The following is a 12,524-nucleotide window of genomic DNA, read 5'->3' on the forward strand; positions in this document are numbered from 1 at the left end:
GGTCCGCATGTGCAAATTTGTTTCCCAACCGGCCGGTGTGAGGCGTGGTTGGGGTTGCCCGGCGTGGCCACAGACGGATTGGTGGCCGCCGCGCATTCGGTCTACCCCGCTTTTAGGGCGAGGCCGGTGCCGGAGGGGGTCAGGAGGGTCAGTTGGTTGTGGTTGATGGTGTAGGTGACCGCGGGTCCGAGGGTGGTCAGGATTGTGGTCTGCAGCGCGGCGGATTCGGGTGTGCAGGGGTGGTCGGTGGTGGCGACGTCGCTGAAGTTCAGTTCGGTGTTGTTGCGGGTGAAGCTGCCGGAGAGTTCGTTGCACCCGGTCCAGCCGGTCAGGCGGTCGCGGTCGAAGCTGATCCACGCCGGCTCGGCGCGACCGTAGCCCTGGCGCAGATCGCCGTTGGTGATGGTGGCGACGACCTTCCACCTGATCCCGTCGAGCGGGAAGTCCGGTTCGGCGATCTTCCGGTCCAGCAAGGTGATCGTCGTACCGCCTGAGGCGAGGGTGAGCTCGTCGCCGTTCAACTGCCAGGAGGGTTTGCTCGTCAGGAACGTCTTGAACCATTCCTCCTGGTCCCGAAGCGGCGGTTGGCAGCCCACCTGGGTGCCGCCGAGTCCGGGGACAGACAGGCTCCCGTGGGTCAGCAGCTCGCCGGCCCCGACGGCGGCGCCCAGGCTGTTGCACCCGACGTACGCTCTCACGCTGTCCAACACCCGCGGCCCCTCCTCGTTCTTGTTCGGCTGTCGCGCGAACTGGAGCCGGATACGCGTCTTCGGCAGCAGTTGTTTGGCTTCGCCGTCCTCAACCACCGCGGTCGACAGATAGGTCTTGCCCAGCGGCATCCTGATCGATCCGTCCAGTACGCCGATCGCGGATCTGAACTCACGCAGTCGGTCCAGGAGTACGTCGGCTCCACCGGCCTCTTGGTCCTGGACCCCTGATCGATGCACGGACATCCGACCGTCCGGCTCTACCCGGATGATCGTGCTGACTCCGTAGGCGGCGGCCGGCGTACGTCGGTCGTCGGCGTCGATGATCACGGTGCCGGGCGGAAACTGCGCGCGGGCTTCGGCTGCCGAGGCGGCCGGTGCTTCGCCGGTTCGATTGGCGCTGCTTCCGTACAGGAAGGGAAAGCTCGTCCACAGGAATGGCAGCTCACCCCAGGCTCCGTCGAAGAACAGCACCCAGCCGTCCTTGATGGCCGGCGTCAGCCACTCGGGCATCGCCGGATCTGGCCGGATCGGCGCCAGGACGGACATTCGCTCGGCGAGCGCGAAGTCGGCCGCGGCGAGGGTGTCGCTGCGCAGGTCGAGGTACCGGAACAGCTGATCGTGCGCGTCCTCCAAGTGGACCGAGATCCCGACCGGCTGGTCGACGGGACGACCTTTCAGGACATTCACGGCACGGGCGTCGCGGGCCACCACGCCGTACGTCATCGGACTGGGCCTGGTCACGACGACAGCCCCGCCGCCACGCAGTACTTCGACCGCATGGATTTGCGCCCGATCAAACTCCGGCAGATCCATGATCGACACTCCCCAAGTATCAGCCGGGTGTGCGGTTCCACCTATGGGGCGGCTATGCCGATGTCAGGGCGTCGTCGCCGTCATTCCCACGATTCTGGGAGGCTCAAGGTGGCCCTCCGAGGCCAGGTGCGTGAAGAGAGCGCGGTTGTAGGTGTTCATCTCAGGCAGTTCGAGTGGGTCGTAGAACCTGAGGTCTGTGGTCTCGGGGCCCGAAAGGTCGAGGTGCCCCGACCGCGACTCGGCGCGGTAGGTCAGTGAGATCACCTGGCACTGGTCGCCGTTGGGGTAGACCAAGAAGCATTCCGGACCTGAACGTGCGGAGAGCAGGGTCAGCTGTCCAGCTACCAGGCCTGTTTCCTCACGAAGCTCTCGACGGGCGGCGTCTTCGAGTCGCTCGCCTGGTTCAACGGCGCCGCCGGGGATGCACCACGTCTGGTCGTCGGAGCGCTGTTGGAGCAGGACTTGCTGCCGGTCATCCCAAACAAGCACACCGGCAGCCGCGACGACCAGTGGTTCCGTGCCGACCAGTGCTCTCATGCGCTCCAGGTAGGACTTTGTGCCGCCGTCAGCCATGGTCGCAGGATAGGTGGGCGGGTCGATTGAGTCCTCTAGAGCTAGATCGCGTGGAGGGCTTACCGGCCGGAGGAGGTGTAGGGGAGGAGGGCCATTTCGCGGGCGTTCTTGATGGCTCGGGCTACCTGTTTCTGTTGCTGGACGGACAGGCCGGTGACTCGGCGGGAGCGGATTTTGCCGCGGTCGGAGATGAACTTGCGCAGCAGTGCGGTGTCCTTGTAGTCGATGAAGGTGATGCCGTCGCGGTCCAGTGGGTTCTGCTTCGGCTTGCGCGTGCCGGTCGGTGCCGGGCGTCGGGCCATGACGGCCTCCTTTGTTGAATGTCGTTTTCAACTAGCGTAGCGCAGGGTCTCCACGGTGGCGCGTTTCGGCCAGGGCATGGATTCGCCACTCCGTTCCTTCGGCCCGGGCTTGGCGGCTGTTATACCGTCGACTCTTATGGAGCGGAATCTCACAGCCGATCAGCTCGCGCTCTTCGAGAAGGAGTTCGCGTCGAACCCGCAGTACCGGGTGATGCAGAACGCCGTCACGCAGACGCCGGTCAACAGCATCGCCCTGGATCGCCAGGTCGTCACGTCGATGGACCACTCGGTGTCCCATCTGCTGGACGACTGGAAGGTCACCAATCAGAAGAAGAGCGGTCGGTGCTGGCTGTTCGCCGGGCTGAACCTGCTCCGCGTCGGCGCGGCCGAGAAGCTCGGGGTCAAGGACTTCGAGTTCTCCCAGAACTACCTGCTGTTCTGGGACAAGTTCGAGCGTTCGAACTTCTTCCTCGAGGCGATCATCGAGACCTCCGAGCGGGACGCCGACGACCGGACCGTCGCGCACCTGCTGTCGGACCCGATCGGTGACGGCGGCCAGTGGAACATGTTCGTCGCGCTGGTCCGCAAGCACGGCCTGGTGCCGAAGTCGGCGATGCCGGAGACCGAGAGCTCGTCCGCGACCGCGCAGCTCAACGATGCGCTCCGCAAGCTGCTTCGCCAGGGCGCGCGCGACTTGCGGGCGCTCGACACCGACGACGCCCGCCGCGACCGCAAGCGCGAGATCCTGACCACCGTGCACCGGGTGCTGAGCATCCACCTCGGTACGCCGCCGCAGAAGTTCCTGTGGCAGTGGAAGGACAGCGACAAGGGCTTCCACCGTGACGGCTGGACCACGCCGACCGAGTTCGCGGCGGCGTACGTGCAGCTGCCCGTCGACGAGTACGTCTGCCTCGTGCACGACCCGCGGGAGGCCAGCCCGGTCGGCCGGACCTTCACCGTCGACTTCCTCGGCAACGTCATCGATGCCCCGCCGGTGGTGTACCTGAACGTCGAGATCGACCTGATGAAGCAGCTCACCCAGGACGCGATCGTCGGCGGCGAGCCGGTCTGGTTCGGTTGCGACGTCGGCAAGCAGATGAACGCCGACCTCGGCTTCTGGGACGCCAAGCTGTACGACTACGGCGCCGTCTACGACACCGAGTTCACGCTGGACAAGGCCGAGCGGCTGGTGCACCACGAGACGCTGATGACGCACGCGATGCTGTTCACCGGCGTCGACGTGGTCGACGGCAAGCCGCGCCGCTGGCGGGTCGAGAACAGCTGGGGTGACGAGAAGGCCGACAGCGGCTTCTGGACCATGAACGACTCGTGGTTCGGCGAGCACGTCTTCGAGGTCGCCGTACGCCGGTCCGCGCTGCCGGCCGACCTGCAGGCCCGCCTGGACGAGGCCCCGATCGTCCTCCCCGCCTGGGACCCGATGGGCGCCCTAGCCGATCAGGCCTAATGCTTCAGCGGGGCGCTCGAGGGTCGGCAGGTGGCCGGCCCAGGGGAGGTGGATGCGTTCCGGGTTCGGTAGGCGTTCCGCCAGGTAGTCCGCGCTGTCGGTGAAGAACTTGAAGTCGTGCGCGCCGGTGATCAATCGCACCGGCGCGCCGATCTTCTCGGGCTCGACGGCGTACTCCTCGTTGTCCAGGTCGTCCCCGGCGGCGAGCTGCAGCTCGTACGCGCGCTTCTGCATCGCGCGGAGCAGTTCGCGGGCTTCGTCGTCGGCGTCCGGACCGATCCAGCGCCGTACGGTGAGGTCGGTCGCGCCGTCGACGTCGCCGGCCTCCAACAGCTTGTTCTCCTCGCCCCACAACGCCCGGAGCTCGTCGTCCGGCTCCACGTTGTCGGTCGGCGCACAGATCAGTACGAGACGGTCGAACCGCTCGGGCGCCCGGCTCGCGGCCTGCTGTACGACGTACCCGCCGTACGACGCACCGACCGCCGTCACCGCACTGGACCCGACCGCGTCGAGTACCGCGAGCACGTCGCCCGCGTCGGAGTACTTGGCGCCGGCCTCCACCGGCGTCTCGCCGTACCCGCGCAGGTCCAGCGTGATCACTCGATGGTTCGACTTCAGCTCTTCCACCTGCCGGGCCCACATCCGGGCGTCGGCCACGCCGGCGTGCACGAGCAGCAGATCCGGGCCGTCCCCGGTCACGTCATAAGAAATCGTCATGGCTGCACCTTCCAGGTCGCACCTGCCCGCAGGCAAACTGATTACAGGCGGACGACAGTGAACGACTCGGCGTAGTGGTTCGGCGGGAGGCCGGCTTCGGCGGCGACAGCGGCGAAGGTGGCGGTGATCCCCGTGCGAAGGCCGTCGGGGTCCCGGTGCTGGCTGGTGTGCGACAGGAGCGCGTCCAGCTTCTGGTCGAAGGTGTCGGTGACGTCCACGTAGTGGTTGATCTCCGGGTGGTCCATCATCCAGAGCTCGCCGACGTCCCACGCCTCCTCGGCCAGGTCGGAGTACGCGTGGGGGTTGCCGGCCGCCGGATAGAACGCCCGGACAGCAGCCTCCGCCGCGGCCAGGTGGTCAGGGTGTGAGACGTGGAGCCGGGACCACACGCGCTCGGGCGACTGAGTGAGCAGGCGCTGCGGGCGAACAGTCCGGATCACTCGGCTGATGTCGCGGACCAACGCCGACGTCGGCTCGACCGATCCGTCGACGTAGCCGAGGAAGTGCAGTTTCTGGACGCCGACGTGCTGCGCGGCGGTGGTCTGCTCGGCCCGTCGTACGGCGGGAATCTCGGCGCGGTCCCGATCCGGTTCGAAGCCACCGGCCTGCCCGTCGGTGACGATGCAGTAGTGCACCTCGATTCCGGCCTTGGTCCACAGTGCGACCGTGCCGGCGCCGCCGAAGTCGATGTCGTCCGGGTGCGCCATCACGACCAGCGCCCGCTCGATCTCGCTGTCCGGTCGCGGATTCGCCTCAGGAACACTCACCATCAGACAGTAACTGTTTGCCCAGGTGGGCACAGTGGACTCATGGAGTTCGGCGGGGTCGGCGACCCCCAGGACGCCGGTTTCGACCCGGACCGTCTCGCGGAGGCGATCGGGCTGATCGAGGCACGTGGCGGGGTCGCGCAGTTGTGCGTCGTCCGGGACGGCCGGACGGTGGTCGACCGCTCCTTCGGGTGCTCACCGAACGCGCTGTTCTGGCTCTTCTCCGCAAGCAAGCCGTACATCGCGATCGTGGTCCATCAACTCGTCGAATCCGGACGGCTGCATCTCGACGACGCGGTCGCGGCGTACTGGCCGGAGTTCGCGCGCAACGGCAAACGCGAGATCACCGTCCGCGAGGTCCTGCGGCACCGGTCCGGCCTGTCGAACGCGGGCTCGTACGTCGGAGAGCTCCGCGCGATGACCGACTGGGACCGCGCGCTGCGCCGGATCGAGGAGGCCAGACCGCGCTTTCCGATCGGGACCGTCGCGTACAGCCCACTGGCGTTCGGGTTCATCCTCGGCGAGGTCGTACGACGCTGCAGCGGGACGCCGTACGACGAGCTGGTACGTCGTAACGTCCTCGAGCCGCTCGGTGTCGCGGACACATACCTCGGCCTGCCCTACGAGCTCTGGGACCGGCATGTGCCGATCCGTGCGTCGGGTCCGCTCGGGCCGTTCATCCAGTCCGTCGTCAACCGCCGGAGTACGCGCGAGGCCCTCGTACCGGCTGCCGGGATCTCGACGACCGCGCGGGATCTGACGGTCTTCTACCAGGCCTTGCTGGACGGCCGTCTGCTCCGGCCGGAGACGCTCGCGGTCGCGCTCGAGCCGAGCAGCGAGGGCGAGTACGACCCGGTGGCGCGGGCGCCGGTCCGGTGGTCTCAGGGCTTCCAGCTCGGCGGACCGCGGTGGATGGAGGGTGCCGTATCGTCCATGGGGTCCCTGAGCGGCAAACGGACGTTCGGCCACAACGGCAGCAACTGCTGTATCGGGTGGGCCGACCCGGATCGCAGGATCGCGTACGCGTACCTGACCAACCGGGTCGGCCGCCCGCAGCCCGACCTCCTCCACCACGCCGCCGTCGCCGACAAGGTCCTCGAAGCCGCCGACCAGACGGAACCTAGGTGAGCACCGGAACCGGGGTCCGCTCGCTGATCACGTGGTCGACGATGCCGTACTCCTTGGCGCCGGCCGCGGTCAGCACGTGGTCGCGATCGGTGTCGTGCCGCAGCCTCTCGATCGTCTGGCCGGTGTGCCGGGCCAGGATCTCCTCGACCTGACCGCGGACCCGCACCACTTCGTCCGCCTGCAGGATCAGGTCCGGGATCGTGCCCTGACCGCGGCCCGCCGGCTGGTGCAGGACGATCCGGGCATGCGGCAGTACCGCGCGGCTTCCCGGCGTACCCGCGGCCAGCAGGACCGCACCGGCGGAGATCGCCTGTCCGACGCAGACGGTCGCGATCGGGGACTGGACGTACTGCATCGTGTCGTAGATCGCGAGCATCGCGGTCATGTCGCCGCCCTCGCAGTTGATGAAGATCTTGATCTCCTGATCAGGTTTGTCCGCTTCCAGATGCAGGAGCTGGGCGATCAGGGCGTTCGCGACCCCGGCATCGATCCCCGTACCGATGTAGATGATGCGCTCGGTCAGCAGGTGCGAGTAGACGTCCATGATGCGCTCGCCGCGCGGGTGCTGGGCGATGACGTTCGGGATCGTGTAGCTGCTCATGCTGCTGCCGCCTTCCTGGGCATGACCTGGTCGAAGGACTCGACGATGTGGTCGATGAAGCCGTACTCGCGGGCCTGCTCGGCGGTGTACCAGTGGTCGTGCCGCGAGTCTTCGTGCACGACGTCGAACGGCTGCCCGGTGTCCTCGGCGATCAGCCCGAGTACGGTGTCGCGGATGTGCCGCAGGTCGTTGGCCTGGATCTCGATCTCGACCGCGGACCCGCCGATACCGGCCGAGCCCTGGTGCATCAGGACGCGGGCGTGCCGCAACGCATAGCGCTTCCCCGGCGTACCGGCCGACAGCAGGAACTGCCCCGCGCTGCAGGCCAGCCCGATCGCCAGCGTCGACACGTCGCACGGCACCATCCGCATCACGTCGCGGATCGCGAGCATCGACGGCACCGAGCCGCCGGGCGAGTGGATCCAGAACGCGATGTCGGCGTCCGGGTCCTCGGCCGCCAGCGTCATGATCTGGGTGGCCAGTAGGGTGCCGAGGTCGTCGTCGAGGACTCTGTCCAGTACGACGATCCGTTGCCCGAGCAGCCGCTGCCGGGCGGTCTCGTTGAACAGCGGCGGTTTCATGTCTTCTGCCATGTCATCCACACTGACCGGGCGAACGGCGCCGTCCCAGCTTTTCTGCTGACGGCAAGTCTGCCCACAGCAAAGCTGTTCTTTGTGGCAGTCTCCTGCGGGTGTATTTGACTGAGGAGCTGTCCGAGCAGGAGCGCACGCTCCTGGAACTGACGGCCACCCCGGCCGCGACGCTGCTCGGCGCGGTGTCGATGATCCTGCGTACGACGTTGTTCAGCGAGGATCCGGCCGTCTGGGTCGACATGTGGCAGGCGCGCCCCGACCTCGCCCGCATCGAGTGGATGGACGGCCCCGAACTGGCCGACGTGGTCGCCCATCTCGCCGCGAAGGACTACGAAGGCACCATCGAAGGCGTCCCCGGCCTGCGCATCACGTCGTACGACGACCACAACGCCAAGATGCACTGGATCGCGACCAGCACCCCGGTGGTCCTGCACCTCACCAGGCAGCTGTCCTAGAGGACCTTCGCCAGCAGTTCGTCGAAGCCGGCCGGGAACGTGTGCCCGAGCCCCGGCAGCCGCTCGATCCTGCACCCGAACCCGGTGAGCTGTTCGGCGGAACCGTCCACGACCTCGAGGAGATCGTCGTCGGTCCCGATCCAGATCGTTGCCGGTGACAACTTCCTGTCCGTGTACGCCGGAAGCTCCCGCAACGCCGGCGCCAATGCGAGCACACCGGCAACGGCCGCCGGCCGACCCGTGAGCGCCCAGTCGAGAGCCACCCGCCCGCCCGCCGAGAACCCGGCTGCGACCACCGGCAAGCCGCCGATCTCGGCAGGCAATTCGTCCAGCGCACGGGCAATGTCCGCGCGGGCCTGCTCGGGATCCGGCCACGTCCGGTACATCGGCGACATCCGCCGCGACGACTGCACACAAACCAGCGCGTAGCCGAGCTCCAGGACCCCGCTCCAGTTCGCTCGCGCATGTAACGCCGTCTGCCCGGCACCATGCAACGCAACCACCACCCCCACCGGCCGATCGGGTACGTCGACCAGCGCCGGAACCGGATCGTCCGCAACCCGCGCGCCGGACACGGCGACCAACTCCTCGAACTCGGACCGCTCACGCAACCCAGCGAGGTCGTCGTCCTCCACCAGGATCGCGGGTGCCCACCACCCACCCGCCGCACTCGCCTCGCGCAACACCCGCAGCGCTCCATCGGCGTCACCGTCCGCGCCGAGCAGGCAGGCCTTCAGGTGGGCGAGTTCGGCCGTCCACGCCTCCAGCCCGTCGCTCTCCGCGTCGAGCAGGTCTGCGGCCGCGCGGTAGCGGTGGTCGTTGTAGAGGACCTCGATCCGGTCCACCAGGTCGTCGTACCGCAGCTCAGAGGCGTCCATGGGGCTGATCCTCGCAGTCCCGGACGCGCGGTTCGAACCCGTTTTCGGAAAGTGTCTGGGGGACCGCCTAAGGTGTTGGGTGATGACCACTTTGTTCTCGCCTGATGAGCTCCCGGTGCCGCTGGAGGAGTCGAAGACGTCTCGGGCCGACCCGGATGCGCTGCTCGAGGGGTTGAACCCGCAGCAGCGCGCCGCGGTGGTGCATGCCGGCAAGCCGCTGCTGGTGGTGGCCGGTGCGGGGTCGGGGAAGACCCGGGTGCTGACCCGCCGGATCGCCTACCTGCTGGCGGCCCGCGACGCGCACCCCGGCTCGATCCTGGCGATCACGTTCACCAACAAGGCCGCCGCGGAGATGCGCGAGCGGGTGGTGGATCTGGTCGGCCCGCGGGCGAAGCTGATGTGGGTCTCGACGTTCCACTCCTCCTGTGTGCGGATCCTCCGCCGCGACATCAAGCGGTTCGGGATCAACTCGACGTTCTCGATCTACGACGACACCGACTCGCGCCGGCTGATGACGCTGGTCTGCCGCGAGCTCGACCTGGACGTCAAGCGGTACAACCCGCGCGCCGTGCTGAACTGGATCAGCACCCAGAAGAACGAGCTGATCGACCACGAGACCTCGGCCGCGAAGGCGGAGAACCATCTCGAGCAGACGTACGCCGAGTGCTACCGGATCTACCAGGAGCGGCTCGCCCAGGCGAACGCCCTCGACTTCGACGACCTGCTGATGACCACGGTCAACCTGCTGCAGGCCTTCCCCGAGGTCCGTGAGTACTACCGGCGCCGGTTCCGGCATGTGCTCGTCGACGAGTACCAGGACACGAACCACGCGCAGTACACGCTGATCCGCGAGCTCTGCGGCGAGGACGAGCCCAACTACAACGGCCCGACGGCGCCACCGGCCGAGCTGATGGTGGTGGGCGACTCCGACCAGTCGATCTACGCGTTCCGCGGGGCGACGATCCGCAACATCCTCGCGTTCGAGGAGGACTTCACCGGCGCCGAGACGATCCTGCTCGAGCAGAACTACCGCTCCACCCAGACGATCCTGACCGCGGCCAACGCGGTGATCAGCCGCAACGAGGGCCGCAAGGCGAAGAACCTCTGGTCCGACCAGGGCCAGGGCGAGCAGATCGCGGTGTACGTCGCGGACAACGAGCACGACGAGGCGCAGTTCGTCGCCGACGAGATCGACCGGCTCACCGACGCCGACGGGGTGAAGCCGTCCGACGTGGCGGTGTTCTACCGGACCAACGCGCAGTCCCGGGTGTTCGAGGAAGTCTTCATCCGGACCGGCCATCCGTACAAGGTGGTCGGCGGCGTCCGGTTCTACGAGCGCAAAGAGGTCCGCGACGCGCTCGCGTACCTGCGGGTCCTGGTCAACCCCGAGGACACCGTCTCGCTGCGCCGGATCATGAACGAGCCGAAGCGTGGGATCGGCGACCGGGCCGAGGCCGCGATCGAGGCGCTCGCCCAGCGCGACCGGATCTCGTTCGCGCAGGCGATGCGCCGGGCCGAGGACGCGCCGGCGATGGCCTCGCGCTCGGTGAACGCGGTCCAGGCCTTCGTCGACATCCTCGACGAGCTGACCGCGATGGTCGACTCGGGAGCCCCGCCGGACGACATCCTGGACGTCGCCCTGCACCGCTCCGGGTACTACGAGACCCTGCAGAAGTCCCCGGACCCGCAGGACGAGACCCGCCTGGAGAACTTGGACGAGTTCATCTCGGTGGCGCGCGAGTTCGTCGAGGAGCGGACCGCGGCCGGCGAGGCCGCCGACCTGCAGGCGTTCCTGGAGCGGGTCGCGCTGGTCGCCGACGCCGACCAGATCCCGGACGCGGCCGACGACGGCGGCGTGGTCACGCTGATGACTCTGCACACCGCGAAGGGCCTGGAGTTCCCGGTGGTGTTCCTGACCGGCATGGAGGACGGCGTCTTCCCGCACTCCCGGTCGCTGACCGATCTGAAGGAGCTCGAGGAAGAGCGCCGGCTCGCGTACGTCGGCATCACGCGGGCCCGGCAACGACTGGCGATCTCCCGGGCCGCGGTGCGTTCGGCGTACGGCGCTCCGCAGCACAACCCGCCGTCGCGGTTCCTGGAGGAGATCCCGGCCGAGCTGCTCGACTGGCGCCGCGACGAGTCCGCGATCACGCGGTGGTCCGGCACCGGGACGACCCGCGGCAGCGGGATCCCGAGCCGGTACGAGCCGGCCCGCAGAACGGCCTCCGACAAGCCCGTGATCAGCCTGAACCCGGGCGACCGGGTGGTCCACGACAGCTTCGGGATGGGCACCGTCGTGGTGGTCCGCGGCGAGGGCCAGCAGGCCCAGGCCGACATAGATTTCGGCTCCGAAGGTGTGAAGCGACTCCTCCTGCGCTACGCGCCTGTCGAAAAGATTTAGTAGAAGTAGGTGAAAGGGGCGTACGCGCCGGTGGAGAAGGCTTGAGTCTGCCTGCTGGCGGACGGGTGATCTATGCGGTGAAGGAGCCCGACTCTCCAGGCGGTGGGATCCGGGTCCAGGCGCGCCATGTCGAGCTGCTGCGCGCTGCGGGGATCGACGCCGCACTGTGGTTCCGTACGCCGGGATACCGGCTGCCGTGGTTCGAGACGACCGCGCCGATCCTCGGGAACGACCAGCTCGAGCTGGGCGCCGACGACCTGCTCGTCGTACCGGAGCTGTACCTGCTGCCGGGGGTGGATCCCGCGCCCGGCGTGCGGAAGGTGATCTTCAACCAGAACCACTTCCTGACGTTCTGGTCGTGGCGCGACACCGCCGGGTACCCCGGCTGGGACCCGGCGCCGGAGGTCTGGGCCGTGTCGCAGGAGAGCCACGACGTGCTCGGCCGGCTGCACCCCGAACTCCCGGTCCGCCTGGTGCCCAATCCGATCGACACCGAGCTGTTCAGGCCCGGACCGGCACGCACGCGCCAGATCGCCTGGATGCCGCGGCGTCGTCCGCTCGAGGCGTCGGTGCTGGAACGGCTGCTCCGGAACGACCCGCGGGCCGACGGAGTTCAGCTGGCCGTGCTCGCGGAGCTCAGTGAGAGCCAGGTGGTCGAGGCGCTCGGCCGGACCTCTGTGTTCATCGCACTGGGGATCTCCGAAGGCTTCGGCCTGCCGGTCGCCGAGGCGCTCGCCGCCGGTTGCCTGGTCGTCGGGTACCCCGCCGGTGGCGGCGAGGAACTGTTCGAGGCGCCGGGCACCTGGCGGATCGACGACGCGCGGCCGCATCTGCTCGCGGATCGGGCGCTGGAGCTGGTCGACGTACCGGCGGAGGATCCCGTTCGTAGTGCGGGGCGGGAATGGATCACGGAGCATTACTCCCCGGCGGTGACCGCCGAGGCCCTCCTGGCCGCGGTCGCTTCGGCTCGGGCGTTACCGGGCCGCGCAGGCGTCGCAACCCACCCGATCGTGTGGCCGGACGACCCGGTCGCCGCCGCCGAGCGGGCCCATCCGTGGCGGCCGTGAGCAGATCCAGCTGAAGCTTTGTGGGGGTTAGCGTTGCATCTGACCCGGAGATTG

General features: G+C 68.1%; 13 protein-coding genes. 5 read left to right on the forward strand and 8 right to left on the reverse strand.

What is annotated here, in order from left to right; genetic code table 11:
- Positions 1-101: 101 nt before the first annotated feature.
- The 3 genes from EV137_RS23845 to rpsR all read right to left on the reverse strand — a co-directional run bounded on the left by EV137_RS23845 (position 102) and on the right by rpsR (position 2,398).
- Positions 102-1,523: an META domain-containing protein gene (locus EV137_RS23845; RefSeq protein WP_134130784.1), complete on the reverse strand. Its 1,422-nt coding sequence runs from the start codon at positions 1,521-1,523 to the stop codon at positions 102-104.
- A gap of 63 nt (positions 1,524-1,586) precedes the next feature.
- Positions 1,587-2,096 (reverse strand): NUDIX hydrolase, encoded by a 510-nt coding sequence (locus EV137_RS23850; protein WP_134130785.1) that lies wholly within the window; start codon positions 2,094-2,096, stop codon positions 1,587-1,589.
- Between the two features lie 59 nt (positions 2,097-2,155).
- Positions 2,156-2,398, reverse strand: coding sequence for a 30S ribosomal protein S18 (gene rpsR / locus EV137_RS23855; protein WP_133784955.1), 243 nt, complete (start codon positions 2,396-2,398; stop codon positions 2,156-2,158).
- A gap of 136 nt (positions 2,399-2,534) precedes the next feature.
- Between rpsR and EV137_RS23860 the strand changes: the two genes are divergently transcribed.
- Complete coding sequence (locus EV137_RS23860) at positions 2,535-3,863, forward strand: C1 family peptidase (RefSeq protein WP_134130786.1); 1,329 nt, start codon at positions 2,535-2,537, stop codon at positions 3,861-3,863.
- Here the strand turns inward: EV137_RS23860 and EV137_RS23865 are convergent.
- Both EV137_RS23865 and EV137_RS23870 read right to left on the reverse strand, forming a co-directional pair.
- Positions 3,846-4,580: an alpha/beta fold hydrolase gene (locus EV137_RS23865; protein ID WP_134003814.1), complete on the reverse strand. Its 735-nt coding sequence runs from the start codon at positions 4,578-4,580 to the stop codon at positions 3,846-3,848. The genes EV137_RS23860 and EV137_RS23865 overlap by 18 nt on opposite strands.
- Positions 4,581-4,621: 41 nt before the next feature.
- On the reverse strand, positions 4,622-5,347 hold the full coding sequence (locus tag EV137_RS23870; RefSeq protein WP_238175508.1) for a PIG-L deacetylase family protein: 726 nt from the start codon (positions 5,345-5,347) through the stop codon (positions 4,622-4,624).
- A 42-nt stretch (positions 5,348-5,389) separates the two neighbouring features.
- Between EV137_RS23870 and EV137_RS23875 the strand changes: the two genes are divergently transcribed.
- Entirely contained in the window at positions 5,390-6,475 is a 1,086-nt protein-coding gene (locus tag EV137_RS23875; protein ID WP_134130787.1) for a serine hydrolase domain-containing protein, read from the forward strand.
- Here EV137_RS23875 and EV137_RS23880 read toward each other — a convergent pair.
- Positions 6,468-7,076: a ClpP family protease gene (locus EV137_RS23880; protein ID WP_134130788.1), complete on the reverse strand. Its 609-nt coding sequence runs from the start codon at positions 7,074-7,076 to the stop codon at positions 6,468-6,470. The two genes, EV137_RS23875 and EV137_RS23880, sit on opposite strands and share 8 nt — an antisense overlap.
- The gene (locus EV137_RS23885; protein WP_134003822.1) at positions 7,073-7,669 is read right to left on the reverse strand and encodes a ClpP family protease; all 597 of its coding nucleotides are present in this window, start codon (positions 7,667-7,669) and stop codon (positions 7,073-7,075) included. Before EV137_RS23885 ends, EV137_RS23880 begins: the two co-directional genes overlap by 4 nt.
- Before the next feature lie 98 nt (positions 7,670-7,767).
- Between EV137_RS23885 and EV137_RS23890 the strand changes: the two genes are divergently transcribed.
- Entirely contained in the window at positions 7,768-8,124 is a 357-nt protein-coding gene (locus EV137_RS23890) for a hypothetical protein (protein WP_134003824.1), read from the forward strand.
- On the opposite strand, the gene EV137_RS23895 is transcribed toward EV137_RS23890, so the two are convergent.
- A complete protein-coding gene (locus tag EV137_RS23895; protein WP_134003826.1) occupies positions 8,121-9,002 on the reverse strand; it encodes an alpha/beta hydrolase in 882 nt (293 codons plus the stop codon). The genes EV137_RS23890 and EV137_RS23895 overlap by 4 nt on opposite strands.
- Before the next feature lie 82 nt (positions 9,003-9,084).
- Between EV137_RS23895 and pcrA the strand changes: the two genes are divergently transcribed.
- Both pcrA and EV137_RS23905 read left to right on the forward strand, forming a co-directional pair.
- Positions 9,085-11,403 carry a DNA helicase PcrA gene (pcrA, locus tag EV137_RS23900; protein WP_133784972.1) on the forward strand — a complete coding sequence of 773 codons (2,319 nt, stop codon included), beginning with the start codon at positions 9,085-9,087 and terminating at the stop codon, positions 11,401-11,403.
- A gap of 41 nt (positions 11,404-11,444) precedes the next feature.
- A complete protein-coding gene (locus tag EV137_RS23905; protein WP_134130789.1) occupies positions 11,445-12,470 on the forward strand; it encodes a glycosyltransferase in 1,026 nt (341 codons plus the stop codon).
- Positions 12,471-12,524 lie beyond the last annotated feature (54 nt).

Origin of the sequence: Kribbella pratensis (assembly GCF_004366075.1) — a bacterium.
GTDB lineage: Bacteria > Actinomycetota > Actinomycetes > Propionibacteriales > Kribbellaceae > Kribbella > Kribbella pratensis.

Bases quoted from the DNA above. Each gene is read 5' to 3' on its own strand.
- EV137_RS23845 (WP_134130784.1), bottom strand. From the start codon at position 1,523: ATGGATCTGCCGGAGTTTGATCGGGCGCAAATCCATGCGGTCGAAGTA.
- EV137_RS23850 (WP_134130785.1), bottom strand. From the start codon at position 2,096: ATGGCTGACGGCGGCACAAAGTCCTACCTGGAGCGCATGAGAGCACTG.
- rpsR (WP_133784955.1), bottom strand. From the start codon at position 2,398: ATGGCCCGACGCCCGGCACCGACCGGCACGCGCAAGCCGAAGCAGAAC.
- EV137_RS23860 (WP_134130786.1), top strand. From the start codon at position 2,535: ATGGAGCGGAATCTCACAGCCGATCAGCTCGCGCTCTTCGAGAAGGAG.
- EV137_RS23865 (WP_134003814.1), bottom strand. From the start codon at position 4,580: ATGACGATTTCTTATGACGTGACCGGGGACGGCCCGGATCTGCTGCTC.
- EV137_RS23875 (WP_134130787.1), top strand. From the start codon at position 5,390: ATGGAGTTCGGCGGGGTCGGCGACCCCCAGGACGCCGGTTTCGACCCG.
- EV137_RS23880 (WP_134130788.1), bottom strand. From the start codon at position 7,076: ATGAGCAGCTACACGATCCCGAACGTCATCGCCCAGCACCCGCGCGGC.
- EV137_RS23885 (WP_134003822.1), bottom strand. From the start codon at position 7,669: ATGGCAGAAGACATGAAACCGCCGCTGTTCAACGAGACCGCCCGGCAG.
- EV137_RS23895 (WP_134003826.1), bottom strand. From the start codon at position 9,002: ATGGACGCCTCTGAGCTGCGGTACGACGACCTGGTGGACCGGATCGAG.
- pcrA (WP_133784972.1), top strand. From the start codon at position 9,085: ATGACCACTTTGTTCTCGCCTGATGAGCTCCCGGTGCCGCTGGAGGAG.